This is a genomic window from Trichocoleus sp. FACHB-46 (assembly GCF_014695385.1).
Lineage (GTDB): Bacteria > Cyanobacteriota > Cyanobacteriia > FACHB-46 > FACHB-46 > Trichocoleus.
Genome location: NZ_JACJOD010000030.1, coordinates 1 through 16,265 on the forward strand (window position 1 = coordinate 1; position 16,265 = coordinate 16,265).

Annotated in this window: 14 protein-coding genes, 1 tRNA gene and 1 pseudogene; 10 read left to right on the forward strand and 6 right to left on the reverse strand. The window is 47.3% G+C overall.

All coding sequences use genetic code 11. The features are described from left to right. Window positions 1–113: pseudogene (locus tag H6F72_RS16555) on the reverse strand (photosystem II D2 protein (photosystem q(a) protein)); the annotation flags it as partial. Between the two features lie 351 nt (window positions 114–464). Here H6F72_RS16555 and H6F72_RS16560 point away from each other — a divergent pair. From H6F72_RS16560 to H6F72_RS16580, 5 genes are all read left to right on the forward strand, one after another. After that, window positions 465–728 carry a hypothetical protein gene (locus H6F72_RS16560; RefSeq protein ID WP_190437869.1) on the forward strand — a complete coding sequence of 88 codons (264 nt, stop codon included), beginning with the start codon at window positions 465–467 and terminating at the stop codon, window positions 726–728. Then, window positions 725–1,447: an energy-coupling factor ABC transporter ATP-binding protein gene (locus H6F72_RS16565; protein ID WP_190437872.1), complete on the forward strand. Its 723-nt coding sequence runs from the start codon at window positions 725–727 to the stop codon at window positions 1,445–1,447. The genes H6F72_RS16560 and H6F72_RS16565 overlap by 4 nt, the downstream gene beginning before the upstream one ends. 140 nt (window positions 1,448–1,587) lie before the next feature. Then, a complete protein-coding gene (locus H6F72_RS16570) occupies window positions 1,588–2,157 on the forward strand; it encodes an NYN domain-containing protein (RefSeq protein WP_190437874.1) in 570 nt (189 codons plus the stop codon). A gap of 80 nt (window positions 2,158–2,237) precedes the next feature. Continuing rightward, window positions 2,238–2,309 (forward strand) — tRNA-Asn (locus H6F72_RS16575). A gap of 27 nt (window positions 2,310–2,336) precedes the next feature. Then, window positions 2,337–3,518: an aminotransferase class V-fold PLP-dependent enzyme gene (locus tag H6F72_RS16580; RefSeq protein ID WP_190437877.1), complete on the forward strand. Its 1,182-nt coding sequence runs from the start codon at window positions 2,337–2,339 to the stop codon at window positions 3,516–3,518. A 30-nt stretch (window positions 3,519–3,548) separates the two neighbouring features. Here H6F72_RS16580 and H6F72_RS16585 read toward each other — a convergent pair whose 3' ends face one another. Continuing rightward, the gene (locus H6F72_RS16585) at window positions 3,549–4,748 is read right to left on the reverse strand and encodes a glycosyltransferase family 2 protein (RefSeq protein ID WP_242016985.1); all 1,200 of its coding nucleotides are present in this window, start codon (window positions 4,746–4,748) and stop codon (window positions 3,549–3,551) included. A gap of 269 nt (window positions 4,749–5,017) precedes the next feature. On the opposite strand from H6F72_RS16585, the gene H6F72_RS16590 reads away from it, so the two are divergent. Then, window positions 5,018–5,758, forward strand: a complete 741-nt coding sequence (locus tag H6F72_RS16590; protein ID WP_190438593.1) for a response regulator transcription factor — start codon at window positions 5,018–5,020, stop codon at window positions 5,756–5,758. A gap of 105 nt (window positions 5,759–5,863) precedes the next feature. On the opposite strand, the gene H6F72_RS30310 is transcribed toward H6F72_RS16590, so the two are convergent. Continuing rightward, a complete protein-coding gene (locus tag H6F72_RS30310; RefSeq protein WP_190437882.1) occupies window positions 5,864–7,234 on the reverse strand; it encodes a tetratricopeptide repeat protein in 1,371 nt (456 codons plus the stop codon). A 214-nt stretch (window positions 7,235–7,448) separates the two neighbouring features. Beyond that, window positions 7,449–8,672: a geranylgeranyl reductase gene (gene chlP / locus H6F72_RS16600; protein WP_190437885.1), complete on the reverse strand. Its 1,224-nt coding sequence runs from the start codon at window positions 8,670–8,672 to the stop codon at window positions 7,449–7,451. A 333-nt stretch (window positions 8,673–9,005) separates the two neighbouring features. Between chlP and H6F72_RS16605 the strand changes: the two genes are divergently transcribed. After that, window positions 9,006–10,022: a sulfate/molybdate ABC transporter ATP-binding protein gene (locus H6F72_RS16605; protein WP_190437888.1), complete on the forward strand. Its 1,017-nt coding sequence runs from the start codon at window positions 9,006–9,008 to the stop codon at window positions 10,020–10,022. Window positions 10,023–10,296: 274 nt separating this feature from the next. Continuing rightward, window positions 10,297–11,946: an ABC transporter substrate-binding protein gene (locus H6F72_RS16610; protein WP_190437889.1), complete on the forward strand. Its 1,650-nt coding sequence runs from the start codon at window positions 10,297–10,299 to the stop codon at window positions 11,944–11,946. A gap of 54 nt (window positions 11,947–12,000) precedes the next feature. Here the strand turns inward: H6F72_RS16610 and H6F72_RS16615 are convergent, their stop codons facing one another. Continuing rightward, entirely contained in the window at window positions 12,001–12,795 is a 795-nt protein-coding gene (locus H6F72_RS16615) for a glycosyltransferase family 2 protein (RefSeq protein WP_190437892.1), read from the reverse strand. Between the two features lie 196 nt (window positions 12,796–12,991). Between H6F72_RS16615 and H6F72_RS16620 the strand changes: the two genes are divergently transcribed. Both H6F72_RS16620 and H6F72_RS16625 read left to right on the forward strand, forming a co-directional pair. Then, window positions 12,992–14,017 carry an ABC transporter permease gene (locus H6F72_RS16620; protein ID WP_190437895.1) on the forward strand — a complete coding sequence of 342 codons (1,026 nt, stop codon included), beginning with the start codon at window positions 12,992–12,994 and terminating at the stop codon, window positions 14,015–14,017. Between the two features lie 201 nt (window positions 14,018–14,218). Beyond that, a complete protein-coding gene (locus H6F72_RS16625; RefSeq protein ID WP_190437897.1) occupies window positions 14,219–14,665 on the forward strand; it encodes a pentapeptide repeat-containing protein in 447 nt (148 codons plus the stop codon). Between the two features lie 55 nt (window positions 14,666–14,720). Here the strand turns inward: H6F72_RS16625 and H6F72_RS16630 are convergent, their stop codons facing one another. Beyond that, on the reverse strand, window positions 14,721–16,025 hold the full coding sequence (locus H6F72_RS16630; protein ID WP_199299135.1) for a lipopolysaccharide assembly protein LapB: 1,305 nt from the start codon (window positions 16,023–16,025) through the stop codon (window positions 14,721–14,723). Between the last annotated feature and the right edge of the window lie 240 nt (window positions 16,026–16,265).

Genomic DNA, 16,265 nt, shown 5'->3' on the forward strand with positions numbered 1-16,265 from the left:
AACAGCAGCAAGCCGGACCAGCCAACGAAGACGAAGCGATCGCGTTTCAGCCAGTCGTCGAGGGCGTCGAACCACCCCCGCTCTGCCTGCGCGCGTCCCATTGCTATGGTCATAGCGCAAATCTCCAAAGATTAAGTTATGAGTACTTAAAGAAAGTACTTTACTAACAAATCAACAGTTCCTATCTAAAAAATGAAAGCAGCAACGTTGAAATGTGAGTAGAGTTTACTTTTCTTTACTATGCATTTCATTATATGAGTAACTTTTTGAAATTTCATCCCCCTGTTGCTGAGAGCTGATCCCCATTTTTCTTAAATCCGGACTCTATGCATCCCGGATGGCCCAGAATCTGGCCTCTAATGAAAATCTAGGCAAAAGCTGTAATTGCCCTGATACCTCACCTAATCCGGAATCTGTCTATAGTTGAGATACTGAAGTCAACTTTCCATTAAATTCTGAATTACATGTTCATCATCGATTTGATTCTGAAAAACACACCCCTAACGCTGTCCATCCAGCGCAAGTCAAGCGAGGATGCTGAGACTACTTACCGACAGGTGCTGGACGCAATTAAATCTGGGAGTGGTCAAGTGTTGGAATTGTCTTGCGATCGCCAGCCAGATAAAAAGATTGCTGTGCTCAGCAGCGAAATCTCTGGTGTCCAGATTTCGGAAAAATCCGGTGCAGGTTCGGGTAAAACCCCTGGTTTCTTTGCGATCGCTGAATGAACGCAGCTACTCAGCCCGAAACAACGGATGCAGCCGTAGTTGTTGAGCAGCTCGTCTTCAAATGGCCGAAAGGGGATACGGTGCTACAAGGTTGCTCGCTAGCAGTACCTGAAGGCGAATTTTGGATGCTTTTGGGTACCAATGGCAGTGGAAAATCGACCTTGCTGAGATTGCTGGCAGGTCTACTCAGCCCTCAGTCAGGCGAGATTCGCACCGCACAACCTGTGGGTTTTGTGTTTCAAAATCCTGACCATCAGTTGGTAATGCCAACGGTTGGAGCTGATGTTGCCTTCGGCTTAGTAGAAGAAAGGCTTTCGCCAATGCAGGTGCGTCAACGGGTGGAAGAGGCCTTGACCGCGGTTAATTTGTTGGCGTTCCAGCGCCGCCCCATTTATGCCTTGAGTGGTGGACAAAAACAAAGGGTTGCCATTGCAGGCGCGATCGCCCGGCATTGTGAAGTGTTGCTACTCGACGAACCAACGGCATTACTCGATCCAGATAGTCAACTGGATTTAGTCATTCAAGTGCAACGCTTGGTCAAAAGTCGAGGGCTAACGGCTTTGTGGGTGACGCATCGTCTAGATGAATTGAATTATTGCGATGGTGCCTTTCTGCTGGACCAAGGCAGCGTGATTGATGCGGGTGAGCCGGAGCGCCTCAAGCAGCGTCTAATGCAAATTCAGGAAGTTGCCTCTGAAAGCAACCGAGTCAGCAATTAGTTTTGCTGGTCAAATATGAATCAATAGTCAGCGGCGATAGAAGTGATTCTGTCGCCGTTTTTGCAACAGAACGCAACAAAAAATGCCATGATTGGCAGTACGGACTATATATTTATGCAAACCTAAAACTTTTTTCAACAATGCCCCGCTCTTTGCTACAGGCTGTTTTATTAGTGGATGGCTACAACGTAGTCGGAACTTGGCCTGAGCTGAAACAAGCGCGTGATTGTGATGGCTTAGAGGCGGCCAGATGGAAACTGATTGAAGCTTTAACGAACTACAGCGCTTTTCAAGGCTACGACACCCAAGTTGTCTTCGACGCTCAATATCGCGATACCGCCAGTAACTGCGAAATTGTCACCCAAAATTTATCTGTTCACTACACAGATTTTGGTCAGACCGCAGATACTTTTATCGAAAGAGCCTGTGCTTTGTTTCGCCATGATATTCGTAAATTTCATAGTCGGCTGATTGTGGCGACTTCTGATCGGGCTCAACAGTTGACAGTGGTTGGGTATGGAGCGGAATGGATGTCGTCGCAACAGTTAGCTTTTGAGGTGGAGACGGCTGCCCGTCGCATCCATCGCAAGCAACGTAACACTCAGCGATCGCCTCAGCGGTTTTTGGCTAATTCCCTCGATCCCGCTGCTCAACAGCGTTTGGCAGAGCTACGCATGGGTGTGAAACCGAAAAAATTCAGAAAATACTAAATTTCCCCAAAAAAAGTTTTCAAAAGGGGTTGCAAAGATAGGAACAGTCTGGTTATTATAGGTTTCGCGCGCTGAAACGTTCCTCAGTAGCTCAGTGGTAGAGCGGTCGGCTGTTAACCGATTGGTCGCAGGTTCGAGTCCTGCCTGGGGAGTTTAATCAAAGATAGGACATATATTAGGTGAGACCTGAGCCTGACAAAGATTGGTCTAAGTTCTGGTGGTTGGAACCGGATGTTACCTTTCTGAATCATGGAGCCTTTGGGGCTTGTCCTAAACCAGTCCTAGAAGTCCAACAGCAATTTCGCTTGCGCTTGGAGCAACAGCCGCTGCGGTTCCTGGCTCAAGATCTAGAAGGTTTATTGGATTCGGCTCGGCAGGTATTAGCTGAATTTGTTGGCGCAGACCCATTAGATCTGGTGTTTGTGCCGAATGCTACGACAGGCATCAACACAGTTTTGCGATCGCTTCATTTCATGCCTGACGACGAGCTGCTAACGACAAACCATGAATACAATGCTTGCCGCAATGCCTTAGATTTTGTCGCCGCTCGTTCTGGTGCTCAGGTAGTAGTGGCGGAAATTCCTTTGCCTATCGAATCACCGCAGCAAGTGATTGAAGCAGTTGTTGCTAAGATTTCGCCTAAAACCCGGCTAGCGCTACTAGATCATGTCTCCAGTCAAACAGGCTTGGTAATGCCGATTCAGGCGTTAGTCAGAGAATTGAGCCAACGGGGGATCGATACTCTCATAGACGGAGCGCATGCGCCAGGAACCATACCACTGAGTTTGCCTACGATTGGGGCTACGTATTATACCGGGAATTGCCACAAATGGTTGTGTGCGCCCAAGGGAGCCGCTTTTCTCTATGTACAGCGCGATCGCCAAGCCCAGATTCGCCCTTTGACCATCAGTCACGGAGCCAACTCTCCCCGCACCGATCGCTCACGATTTCGTTTGGAGTTTGACTGGCCTGGTACCTACGATCCGAGTGCTTATCTGTCTGTACCTACAGCGATCGAATTCCTGGGGGGATTGCTGCCTGGAGGATGGCCAGAATTGATGGCGAGAAATCGTGCCAAGGCTCTAGCAGCTAGAAAGGTTTTGTGTGAAGCCCTAAACGTCTCGCCCCCCTGCCCCGATGAAATGATTGCGGCTTTAGCTGTGGTGCCGCTACCGGATGGCTCTTACCAGGCGTTGCAAATCTCTCTCCTTAACCAATACGGCATCGAAGTGCCCATTGTGCCTTGGCCTGGGGGACAAAAGCGCTTAGTCCGGGTAGCCGCGCAGATTTACAACACAGTGTTGCAATATGAATATTTGGCTCAGGCGCTAGTAAAGTTGCTAGCAGCAGAAGCAGGATAAAAGGACAGCAGCCTTTGGCAAAGGAAAAGTTTAAGAAATAGGTTCTTCGGGCAACTGCAATACGCGACCTCGCCAGGTCCAGCCCCAGCCTGTTTCGGTCTTAATAATTGAGCCAATGGCGATCGCGGCCACTAAAGCACCGCCCACCCCGCTCAGCCACCAATACTGGGTCGAGCTGCCCGAGACTTGGCTACCAATGCGCCGTAACTGATACTGGAGCGCAATGATGATGAGAGCTAAACCAATGTCTACATAAGGAAGCCAAGTGTAGGAGGCACCCCAGGCTCCGTAAAGGGCGATCGCCAGCCCTAGCCAGGGTAGTGAGTAAACCACTAGAACAATCAAAGCCAGATACAGCATCAACCCAACGCTACGGTGCGCCCCTAAATACAAATTCTTGGTCCAGCCTTCCCACAAAGCTGCCCAAGAGCGATACATCCGCACTTTGACGATATTGGTACCAATTACATATTGCAGCTTCAGCCCACTTCGTTTGGTTAGTCGAGCCAGTTCCACATCCTCAACGATCTGATTAGCCACGGCTCGATGACCGCCAAGCTGCTCGTAGGCAGCACGACGAAACAACATGAATGGCCCCGCTGCAAATGCTGCTGTTGCGGCTGGATCGTTGACCTCGGCGAAGTTAAAAGCAGCAATGAGTTGGTTAAACATTAAGGGTTGCACCAGCCACTCTGCCAAGCAACCACAGATTAAACCAGGACCACAACTTAACAAGTCAGTCTCCTCTTGAACTGCGGCTTGGAGGGCTGTCTCGATGCCGTTTGGCTGCAAGCGAGTATCAGCATCAATGAATAATAAGAAGTCTCCGCTTGCCTGCTCAACGCCTTGAGTGCAAGCCCAGTTTTTGCCAGCCCACACTTCCCCATTTGGCCGAGGCTGCCCCGCTAAAACTTTGAGCCGGAGATCACCTAGACTCAGTTGCAGAGCTTGAGCGATCGCAAGCGTATTATCGGAAGATTGGTCATCCACTACCCACAGTTCAAATTGCTCTGGGGGCATCTGAGTGCTGTTTAGCACTGCTGTAACGCAGTCCTGGATGTTTTCTGCCTCGTTATAGGCAGGGATGATGACTAAGAGGCGCGGTAGTTGCTCAGTAGCGATCGTGTCGATTGGTAGAACTGAGAGCTTTGGCGCAGCCTCAATTGATTGCCGAAATTTCGATGAAAAAAGAATAATTCCTACCAAAGATAGGAGTAGCAGCGCTGACAATATCAATGTTTTACCTACTTAAAAGGCGCTCACCTATCATTTCATCTTAGTTATCGCGAATTTAAGGAAAATTTAGGATTAAGCCGCGCCGAGCTGAGATATGCAGCTAAATTGCGAAATTCACTCTAAAAATAATTGTTGAGAAGAACTTACATCATCCTTTAGGAAGGATTTAGAATCCTTGCTTATAATCTGTACAGGAATCTTCGCATTCCTCAAGTGGTTCGTATGGAACCTTAAAAAATTACTGTAGAGAAGACTTCTTAATGATGCCCCGGATACTTGTTATTGATGACGATCCTGCGATTTCAGAGCTAGTGGCAGTCAACCTAGAAATGGCTGGGTATGACGTCAGCCAAGCGCCGGATGGCATTAAAGGTCAAGCTATAGCTCTGCAATTGCAGCCAGATTTAATCATGCTGGACCTGATGCTGCCTAAGGTGGACGGGTTTACAGTGTGCCAGCGACTGCGCCGAGATGAACGCACTGCTGATATTCCAGTGCTGATGCTGACTGCTTTGAGCCAAACTCAGGACAAGGTAGAGGGCTTTAATGCAGGGGCCGATGATTACCTGACGAAGCCATTCGAGCTAGAAGAAATGCTGGCAAGGGTGCGGGCCTTGCTCCGTCGGACCGATCGCATTCCCCAAGCTGCTAAGCACAGTGAGATTCTTAACTACGGCCCTCTTACCCTTGTACCGGAGCGGTTTGAGGCGATTTGGTTTGATCACACCGTCAAGTTAACTCATTTAGAATTTGAGCTATTACATTGTCTGTTGCAGCGGCACGGCCAGACGGTTTCTCCCAGCGAAATCCTCAAGGAAGTTTGGGGCTATGACCCAGATGATGACATTGAAACGATTCGGGTGCATGTGAGACATCTGAGAACCAAACTGGAACCCGACCCTCGCCATCCGCGCTATATCAAAACTGTCTATGGCGCAGGCTATTGCTTAGAGCTACCCGGTAATGAAAAGTCAGAAAATTCAGAGGAACTGTTGGTGGAGTAATTCCCGGCAGTTCTGAAAATTATTCTGCCACTGATAACAGCTCAGCCTGCAATCGCTCCTCACTCAATGCAGGCTAGCTTTTGTTTGGTGTTGCGACTGCTATTCTTACTCATGATTTCTAGCCCACTCACACTGGTTCCAGCGTTGATGAAGTGCTTCTTGGCTAGGTTTGTAAGTTGTAGCTGAAGGAAGGCGCAACTTTTTCTGATGCAGATCGCTATAGCTGCTTTGGCGAAGGCTAGGGTGAAGCAATACTGTATGAGTTTCTGGCTCTATGGCAATTAAGTTGAGGTCAAAAAGCGTGTGTAAATCACCTCTTAGCAATAGTCCATTCACAATTTGATTGCTGCCATTATCGCTATAAGGAATAATGTGAGCTGCTTCTAAAGCCTCTTCTACATCACAGTTTGTTATGGCACATCGGCTGTCATATACATCAATCAAATTTTGTCGAAATAGAGACTGCCCTTGCCGTCGAATAATAGAAACAAGAATTTTTCTTTTAGCCTCTTGAAGATTCTTGGCTACCCCAGGAGCATCGATAATATGCTTTCTTATACGAGAAAGCTCACTAACTTCCAGCGTTTTACTAGAAGCTAATATCTTAATTTTCTCCCCTGCGTTTTTAGAGTTAACTAAATCTGATTTGTCCAGAAATAGTTTTTGAGCTACGGTAAAATCTTCTATAGCTTTTTGTTTGTTGCCTAACTCAGCATGAATAATTCCTCGTTGGTAATAAGCAACTGAATTATCAGCAGGCTCTATTTGAGTTGCTTCAGTGTAGTTTTGCAATGCTTCATGCTGTTTTCCTAGCTTTTGATATGCATTGCCTCGACCGATATATGCTTTGGTTAGGTTAGGGTTGACGTGAATTGCTTGCGAGAATTTGTCAATAGCTTCTACATATAGTTTTTGGTTGATACTATCTTGTCCTGCTCTGTAGAGGGCTTCTGCTAAATGCACCCCAAATCCTTGCCTTGACAGATTTAAAGCATGTTTTTCCCAACACTCATTTAATAAGGTGATGCATTCTTCTCTAAAACTTCCTCCAGACCCCTGGAAATGGAAGTTGGCTTTTGAAAACTGTGGATCTTGCTTGAGCCGTTTGATTTCTAGAGGTTGGTTGTAATCAACAACTGAGTACCATTCATGAGCAACAGCTAAAATTACATTTCCTTCCTCGTCATAGCATGCTTGATATGCTTCACTGACATTGCTGTAGTTTTTTTCTAAAAGCCTGAGTTGATACTCTTTTTCAGCAGCAACAATGCGTCCGTATGCAAAGAAGCCTAGAGGTTCACTGCCTACTCTTTTGAAGTAAGCGGCATCATTGACTTCTATGGACTTAACACTGCCACAAGTCCATACACCTCGATGAACTTTACCTCTGGACAATAATTCTTTTGCTTCTTTTATTTCATCCTCAACACCGTGATACCAGGTTTCTCTATTACACAAAAATACTCTCGTTGGCATCCAGATCTCCTAGCTGATATTTCTCTGTCTCACAAAATAGTTTTCCCAATTGTTACAATTTTTAGTGGTTAGATTTTGTGAAGGTAAGTTTTGAACTTAATTTCACAAAATCTAAGAAATATTTTTAATTAGCATAAAAAACGATCGCCCAACTATTAAGTCAAGCGATCGCGATTGGAGTAATTGCGAATTGAGAAACTTAGCGCTAAATCAGTTAGGGAGCGAGGGCGTTACCGCGCAGCAAGCTACCAATCGTTTTAGCCGTGATTTTGAGTTGTACCAAGGGATTAGCAGGCACAACGGTTTTGTAAAGGTAGCTGTCGAATGTGAGCTTCTGCACATCCATGTCGGCGCACATTTCTACAAACGCTTCGCGGGTGGCATCTGAGCGATAAAAGACAGATTGTAAGATGTCCAACACCTTATAGGTGAGGCCGTACATTTTATCCCAACGCTTGATGTACACCTTCAAATCAGCTTCGGTGGGAATCCGCTGGCCCTGGTTAGAAAATTCCACAATGGCTTCAGCGCACATCCGAGCGGACTTCGCCGCAAAGTAAATCCCTTCACCCGAAGACTTGGTGACAGTACCCGCAGCATCACCGACCAGAGCCACACGACCCACGACCCGGCGGGGTCTGGGGTGCTCAGGGATGGGGTGAGCTTCTACCTTGATGATTTCGCCACCTTCGAGACGCTTAGCAGCACGGGCGCGAATCCCTGCTTGCAGCTTCTTGATGTCAGCTTTGTTCACGTGCATTGTGCCCGTGCCCACCGCTACGTGGTCATATTTGGGGAAAACCCAAGCGTAGAAATCAGTAGAAACGTCGTCACCGACATACATTTCTGCCAGATCTTGGTAGTAAGCCATTTTGTCTTCCGGCAAGCGAATCCGCTCTTGGAAGGCGATCGCATAGTTGTAGTCTCCTGCGTCAATGGCTTTGGCAATCCGGGAGTTAGCCCCATCTGCCCCCACGACCAAGTCAACTTGCAAAGTCTTAGCAGTGCCTTCTAAGCTGCCATCCGAGTGGTCAGCATAGTGCAGTGTGTAAGGGTCCTTGTTGTTGCTGGGAATCTCAAGTTTATGAACAGTGCCATTAATTAGCTTCGCGCCTAGCTTTTCTGCGCGATCGCGCATGAAACCATCGAGGACTTCCCGACGGCACATGCCAATGTATTCGCCTTCCTTGAGCGTGCTGCCAATGCTGACCTCAACGTTGGACGGTGAGATCATTTTCATTTTTCTCACCTGCCGATCAATGATGTTGAGGGGCAAGTCAAATTCCTCCACCATGCAGAGGGGAATGGCTCCACCGCAGGGTTTGGCGTTATCTAATTTGCGCTCGAATAAATAAGTTTCGATACCAGCTTTTGCTAATGTCTCAGCAGCGGAAGAACCTGCTGGACCGCCTCCAACAACAGCAACCCTTAGTGCCAAAGGTCTTTCTCCCAATCTCTTCTACGGCTACAAGAGGAGATGGTATCACGGACTTTTTCTCTCCAGCAGACTCAACAGAAGAGATATGACTGAAATGCAACAGACCTTAATATACCGACATGAATTTGGGTGGTTTGACTCATGCCCTGAAGCACTTTTGTAAAAGCTCAGTTCGTAACAGACTTGTCTGTAATCTGTGGAATTTAAGTACAGAATTAAGTGAATTAGATACAGTTCATGGTATAAAACTACAGTAATCTCATCGGTGAACCGGGATTTTAAGCGCGACTCATCGCTGATCCTGTCGCTTTCACCCTTCCTAGGTCAGTAGCAATGGGCATTGTAGTCGAAAACGTATCTAAGCAGTTCGGTAGCTTTCAAGCGGTAGATCAGGTGAGCTTGGAAGTAAAAACTGGCTCATTGGTGGCTTTGCTGGGGCCATCAGGGTCAGGCAAGTCCACACTACTGCGCTTGATAGCAGGGTTAGAAACGCCAGACAGCGGAAAAATTTTGCTAACGGGTAGAGACGCGACTTATCAAAGTGTCCAAGACCGCAATATTGGCTTCGTGTTTCAGCACTATGCCTTGTTCAAGCATCTGACCGTCCGGAAAAATATTGCTTTCTCTTTAGAAATCCGCAAAACTCCCAAGTCAAAGATTACAAATCGGGTGGAAGAGCTGCTAGACCTAGTTCAACTCAGAGGGCTAGGCGATCGCTATCCGTCACAACTCTCTGGGGGCCAACGGCAGCGAGTTGCTTTGGCAAGGGCGTTAGCAGTGGAGCCGCAAGTGCTACTGCTAGATGAACCTTTTGGGGCGCTAGATGCCAAGGTACGGAAAGATTTAAGAGCCTGGCTACGGCGACTGCATGATGAAGTGCATGTGACGACAGTATTTGTTACTCATGACCAAGAAGAGGCAATGGAAGTCTCAGATGAGATTGTGGTGATGAATAAGGGCCGTGTTGAGCAAATGGGCTCACCCGCCGAGATTTACGATCATCCTGCTAGCGCCTTTGTCATGAGTTTTATTGGTCCGGTCAATGTGCTGCCCAGTAGTTCTCGCATTTTCCAAGACAATGGTTTCGACTCAGCTCACCCAGAAGTATTCCTGCGGCCTCAGGATGTGCTGATTGAAACGTCCCCGAATGGCGTGACGGCAGCTGCCAGAGTCAGTCGCTTAATTCACTTGGGTTGGGAAGTTCAAGCCGAGCTGACCTTGGATGATGGCCAAGTGGTGACGGCGCACCTAACACGAGAGCGCTTCAATGAATTGAACCTGGAACCTGAGCAGCGGGTCTACGTGAAGCCTAAGGAAGCAAAATCCTTCCCCATCTACTACTCCATCTAAATTTGCGTTTGTAAGGCTTTGAGTTTGCACAAGTAATTGCCCAAGTGATTGCCTAAGTAATTGCTCTGGCCTGAGCTTAAGTTCAATCAGTCAAGCTATCCGAAACTTTCCTGATTCACTGTGGCGATCGCGAAGGGATGCAGTGGTGGTCCTCAGTACCTCACCTGATGGTCCTACTTTCGGCTTTAATCTAAGAGGGCTAATAGTGATTGCTACTAGAGAGTGGCAGTGCTAGGGTGCCTATCCTACGCCTCATAACTTGGAATCGTACGCTATGAACTGGTTGAGTTTGTCCGTCCGGCAGTGGCGATCGCTGGGCAAGTTTTTGGGTTTGTTCAGTTTGTGTTGCTTTCTTGCCATCAGTTGTGCTTCTCGACAAGCCACCCAGCCAACTGGTTCTCCTGCGGCCAATAGCACTGGCGATCGCATCGTTTTAGGGACAACTGCCAAAGTGCGGACCCTCGACCCAGCCGATGCTTACGATATTTGGGCGGGCAATTTACTCTACAACTTAGGCGATCGCCTCTACACCTATGAAGCGGGCACAACCAACCTGAAGCCGCAACTGGCAACTGCCCTGCCTCAGGTGAGTGAAGATGGCCTGACCTACAAAATTCCTTTGCGGCAAGGCGTGGTTTTCCACGATGGCACCCCTTTTAACGCCGAAGCGATGGCTTTCTCGCTGCGTCGCTTTATTGAGAATGGGGGACAGCCTTCCTTTTTGCTTAGTGACACGGTGGAGTCAGTCACAGCCACAGGAGAGAGTGAGCTAACCATTCAACTGAAGAAGCCTTTTGCTGCTTTCCCCAATTTACTCGCCTTCTCAGGGACGGTCGCTGTATCCCCAAAAGCTTACGAGGTCGGCCAAGGCAAATTTAAGCCAGCCACTTTTGTCGGGACTGGACCTTATAAATTGGCTCAGTACGGCACCGATTCCTTAAAGCTGGATGTATTTGCCCAGTATTGGGGTGAAAAGCCTGCGAATCAAGGCGTAGATATCCAGAATCTTTCGAGCCCAGCCAATTTATATAACGCTTTTCAGACAGGATCGGTGGATGTTGCTTACCAAAACCTGGACTTAGATCAGGTCCGGAGTTTACAACAGGGAGCACAGCGATCGGGTTGGCAGGTGATTGAAGGCCGAGGTGATGGCATTTACTACCTAACCTTGAACTTGCAAGACAAACCGCTGGATCAAGCCTTGGTCAGACAAGCGATCGCTGCCCTAATTGATCGCCCTCTTTTGCAACAACGGGTGTTTCAAGGCCAGGTGGAGCCACTTTACAGTTTGATTCCTACCACCTTAGATTCCTACAGCCCTGTGTTTCAACAGGCTTATGGGGATGGCAATATTGCAAAAGTTCAGGAGTTGTTGACAAAAGCAGGCTACTCCAAAGACAAGCCGCTGCAACTAGAACTTTGGTATCGTTCTAACCTGACCAGCAATGAGTTGGTTGCTACCACCCTCAAGGCTTTAGCTGCCCAAAAACTGGGTGGAGCCATGACGATTGACCTAAAAAGTGTAGAGTCGGCGACTGCTTACCAAAACTTGGATAAAGGCGCTTATCCGATGTTTATTTTGGACTGGGCTCCTGACTTTTTAGATGCAGATAACTATATTCAGCCCTTCTTAGCTTGTGCTAAAGGCTCAGAAACCACAGGTTGCCAAGAGGGTGCTAGCAAGGGCCAAGGCTCTTTCTACTACAGCGATCGCATCAATCAACTAATTGACCAAGAGCGTCAAGAACGAAATCCCCAGGCCCGCCAAAAAATCTTTGGAGAAATTCAAGAACTTTTGGTGAAGGACGTACCCTTTATTCCCCTTTGGCAAAATAAAGAGTACTTATTTGTTCAAAAAGGCATCTCAGGAGCCCGTCTAGAAGCAACCCAAAAAGTTCCGTTTAGCTCCCTTAAAAAGGGGTAATTCCGTTAGTTAATCTAGTTAATCGTTTTACCCTAGTTCAAGCTACTAGCAAGACTAATGGATTGGATACAAACCAAATTCGTCGCGAATTGAGTTTGTTAACAATTGAGATGCTAGTAGCTTGCCTGCTCGCTTAGTACTACGTAGGAAAAAGCTATCAGAATTGTGAGCTTTTCTAGGGTTGTTGGGATCACTTAGATTTTTCTGATAATAAATGTTTTCTCCATTAAAAACATTGTAAATTGCTCCAGAAAACGGTAAAGGATCAATAGGCATATTTCTTTTTTTCATAGATTTCTCTACATTTCTATGCCCAATCCAATAGGCCTGCTCTTTAGTCTCTCCAGAGAATTCTGATAGCTTATAGGCGCTGTATTTAATGATGTTTGAAGTGCCACATTTAAGATGGAAGCTGCTTTGGTTCCGGTAGATTAATCGGCTCCCATTTTCATACTCGTAACCTTGATTGATAAACCATCCGTTAGCTTGAGGATTCTGGCTCACAAAAGCTGCTAAGTGCTTGCTCACACAATCATCAGCATCTACAAGCATGGTGTGTGAAGGGTTAAATTTCTCGGCGAAGGTCAACCCAAATGAAACCTTTTGTAGCTTATCTCGAAGTTTGTCATCCAAAACATCCAATCTGGGTGGATCAAAGCTTACTGGCACATATTCAATGCTACTATGGCTAAACTTAATGTCAGGGATCTCATGGCAAGCAATCACCACTTTAAAGTTGGGTGATGTTTGATTGCAAATTGATTTTATACATCTTTCAAAGAGCTGAGAAACTCTTTCCCACGAATTAGAAACGCTTGAACTTTTGAGAGGAACAACAAAAACAAGCATAAGAACTTAGTTTTCTAAGTGGTATCCCTTAAAACCAGCATCCGGTGTCAGCTTTCTGCTTGTTAACTGTAATTTTTAGGCAGTGATGCTGATTATTAAAGAGCAAACCATTTAGAAAGTTTAGTTGCCCTTGTTACATTCTCGATTTATGTTCAGTATCAACCCACAAAATTCTGATACTTAGTACTAAAGCCCTATGTCTCGCTCGAAAGCGCTGCAATATTACGTTGTTGCTCGTTTGTTTTTAGCTCCTTTGATGCTTTGGACCATCACTACAGTTGTGTTTCTGTTGCTACGGGCTACTCCTGGTGATGCCGTAGATGTGATTTTGGGGCCGAGAGCACCAGAGGCCGCAAAAGTAGCCTTACGGCAACAGTTAGGGTTGGATTTGCCTCTTTGGCAGCAGTATCTCAACTACTTGGGCGATTTGCTACGTCTAGATCTGGGCACTTCGTTAACTGTCCGAGGCCAATCGGTATGGGAAATCATTCAAGCTTATTTCCCCGCCACGGTAGAGTTAGCGGTCTTTAGCATGGCGATCGCGTTGCTAGTTGGCGTCAGCGTTGGCATTCTCTCAGCTTCCAAGCCAGATACTGTGTTTGATGCGGGTGGGCGACTGTTCGGCATCATTACTTATTCGGTGCCCCTGTTCTGGGCAGGCATGTTGTTGCAACTTATTTTTGCAGTGCAACTCCGTTGGTTTCCGATTGGAAGCCGTTTTCCAATCACGGTGCCAGTACCACAAGGGCCAACTGGGCTCTACACGGTGGACAGTCTTCTCAGCGGCAACCTCGCGCAGTTTGGAGTTGCGCTTTACTATCTCACTTTGCCTTGCCTCACCTTAGGAATTTTACTCAGTGGCATTTTTGAGCGGATGGTGCGAGTGAATCTCAAGCAAACCCTGAAGGCGGATTATGTAGAAGCTGCCAGAGCTAGGGGGATTTCTGAAGGCAAAGTTTTGTGGTCGCATGCCCTCAAAAATGCCTTGATTCCTGTGATCACGGTCTTAGGATTGACTCTCGCTGCGATGCTGGGAGGTGCCATTTTGACAGAAGTGACGTTCTCTTGGCCAGGGTTAGCCAACCGCTTGTACGAGGCGATCAATCAGCGAGATTATCCTACGGTGCAGGGCATTGTGGTATTTTTTGCGGCGATCGTTGTTTTGGCCAGTATCGCGATCGATCTCTTAAATGCCTATGTTGATCCTCGGATTCGCTACTAGGGTCCGTCTGAGTTAAGAATCTCCCTCAAATGGCTGAACTGAGTCGAATTAGATTTACAACTGAAGTAGGTAGGAACATCATTCTGCCAGGCCAAGACCGCAGTAATTTCACCCTTGCAGCTCGTCCTGTTGCAGGAGGCAAGAGTTTGGCAGTTAAGCGAGATTAGATATAGAGCCAAGCGTTCCTTGGAGGCAAGGAATATGAAACGAGAACTGTTAGCAGCCACTGCATTATTGACAACTTTGTGGATGGCTATGCCAGCCCAAGCTGAAGACCCTGACCATGTTAAGCAACTTCTAAGCACCAAAGTTTGCAGTGGGTGTAATCTCACGGGTGCTGACTTGAGAGGCGCCAATTTGACAGGTGCTCATCTACTAGGCGCTGACCTAAGAGGTGCAAACTTACAAGGGGCATTGCTGAACCGTGCCAATTTGGAAGGGTCTGACCTCACAGGCGCTAATTTGCAAGGAGCTAACTTGGCAGGAGCCTTTGCTAGTGATGCTGTCTTTGACCAAGCCAATTTGAATCTCGCGAACCTTGCCAGTGCTCAGCTCCATCACGCCAACATGCAAGGTGCCACGATTAATGGAGCCAACTTAGCTGGTACGCAGCTCTTTGGCACCAACCTCAACATTGGTGGTGAATAAGGCGAACCTCAATCAGGTTAGTCGTTTGCCAACCCTAGTTCCTCATGCCTTAGCCTTACGGATTCGTTTGTGATTCAGGTTGAGGCTGATTAGCTAGCTCGATTTGCTTAGTGAAATAATCTTGCTGGTGGTTAAGTTGCTGAGCTAGGGTGAGACCTTGCTGGAAGGCCGCAACTGCTTGGGCGTATTCTTTACGAGCTGTGTGAATTTGGCCCAGCTTGTCGTAAGCATTCATTCTGCCGTAGACATTGTAGGACTGGGCTTCTACATCTACTAAAAACCCATAGATACGTAAGGCTTTGTCTAGCTCATTTTGCGCTTGGTAAAGTTCGCCCAAACGTTTCAAAGCTTCGCTGGCATGAGCGAATTGTTGTAGGGATTGGGCTAGAAGATAAGTGGCTTGATAGTTTTCTATGGCTTGATTAAGTTGCCCTAGAGCTTGATAATTGGCAGCGATCGCCAGCTTTAATCTGGGTACTTGAGTGGCATCTTGAGCTTGGTAAAGATTAATCAGTTCTTGCTGAACAGCGATCGCGGGCTCTGGTTGTTTGCCTTGTTCGTAGATGTAGGCAAGCTGTTGGAGTAGGCTAGTTTCAGTCAAGGTTCGGCTAGGAGTGGCTCCTGGGAGGGTTCCTCGATTGCGAACCAAAGTCAGGAGTTGTTGATAGGTAGTAGCTGCATTGTTGTAGGAAAACCAGTTGACGTGAAGCTGACCAATAGTATCGAGGGTACTAGCTTCTGCCGCTAAGTCTTGCTGCTGGCGCACGATCGCCAAAGTTTGTTCGTACACAGCCACGGCTAAATCTTTCGCTCGCAGCTGCTGATAAGCTTGCCCCAGCGATCGCAAAAGTTCCAAGTTATTAGAAGATTGAGCTTGCTGTTGAATGGCTTGCAGTCGCTCAGAAATTTGTCTGACATCGGTGGTGCGGTTCTCTTCCCAAGCTATGCTACCCACTCGGTTCAACGCTGCTACTTCTTCCAATAAACCCAACGCTCGTCGCAGGCGTAACTCTCGGTACCAAATTTCAAAAGCGCTTTCTAGTTGTCCTGAGCGGAATTGCGCAGTGGCTTGAGCGTTAAGTTCATCCAAGGCCGTCCTAAGGGTTTGCTGTTCCTGATCCGTCAGAGGGCGATCGCTCGTGGCTGCTGGTAACAAAGGATCGGGAAGTTTCAGTTCCAAAGGATTCGGTGGAAATTCATCGGGTTGGGTTGCTTTCTTGGCGGCAGCACTGGGGGCATAGCTACTTAGACCAAGCACAACTAGAGCTGCAATGATGCTGCCACGCTGCAATACTTGTGGCGATCGCAGCCATCTAGTAAGGCTGGCTAGCCGATTGAGGGAACCGAAGGGTAAAGTCATGGCTGAATTGTGTTGCCGCATCCTAAGTTAAAGCACGCATCTATATAAAGAGCAGAATCTAATTTTGGCCTGAAAGTTTCAGCTTTAGCACTTGATTCAATCTGGAGACAGCTAAATTTAGCGTGGTTAAGTTCAGCTATCTTTAGGTAAACTGTAGGGATTTTTAACAAAACGCCTTAAAGTTCTGGGATGGCATGGGATAATGGGCACTTATTCGTGCTACAGGTCATGCAATTTCCT

Bases quoted from the DNA above. Each gene is read 5' to 3' on its own strand.
- H6F72_RS16560 (WP_190437869.1), top strand. From the start codon at position 465: ATGTTCATCATCGATTTGATTCTGAAAAACACACCCCTAACGCTGTCC.
- H6F72_RS16565 (WP_190437872.1), top strand. From the start codon at position 725: ATGAACGCAGCTACTCAGCCCGAAACAACGGATGCAGCCGTAGTTGTT.
- H6F72_RS16570 (WP_190437874.1), top strand. From the start codon at position 1,588: ATGCCCCGCTCTTTGCTACAGGCTGTTTTATTAGTGGATGGCTACAAC.
- H6F72_RS16590 (WP_190438593.1), top strand. From the start codon at position 5,018: ATGCCCCGGATACTTGTTATTGATGACGATCCTGCGATTTCAGAGCTA.
- H6F72_RS30310 (WP_190437882.1), bottom strand. From the start codon at position 7,234: ATGCCAACGAGAGTATTTTTGTGTAATAGAGAAACCTGGTATCACGGT.
- H6F72_RS16605 (WP_190437888.1), top strand. From the start codon at position 9,006: ATGGGCATTGTAGTCGAAAACGTATCTAAGCAGTTCGGTAGCTTTCAA.
- H6F72_RS16610 (WP_190437889.1), top strand. From the start codon at position 10,297: ATGAACTGGTTGAGTTTGTCCGTCCGGCAGTGGCGATCGCTGGGCAAG.
- H6F72_RS16615 (WP_190437892.1), bottom strand. From the start codon at position 12,795: ATGCTTGTTTTTGTTGTTCCTCTCAAAAGTTCAAGCGTTTCTAATTCG.
- H6F72_RS16620 (WP_190437895.1), top strand. From the start codon at position 12,992: ATGTCTCGCTCGAAAGCGCTGCAATATTACGTTGTTGCTCGTTTGTTT.
- H6F72_RS16625 (WP_190437897.1), top strand. From the start codon at position 14,219: ATGAAACGAGAACTGTTAGCAGCCACTGCATTATTGACAACTTTGTGG.
- H6F72_RS16630 (WP_199299135.1), bottom strand. From the start codon at position 16,025: ATGACTTTACCCTTCGGTTCCCTCAATCGGCTAGCCAGCCTTACTAGA.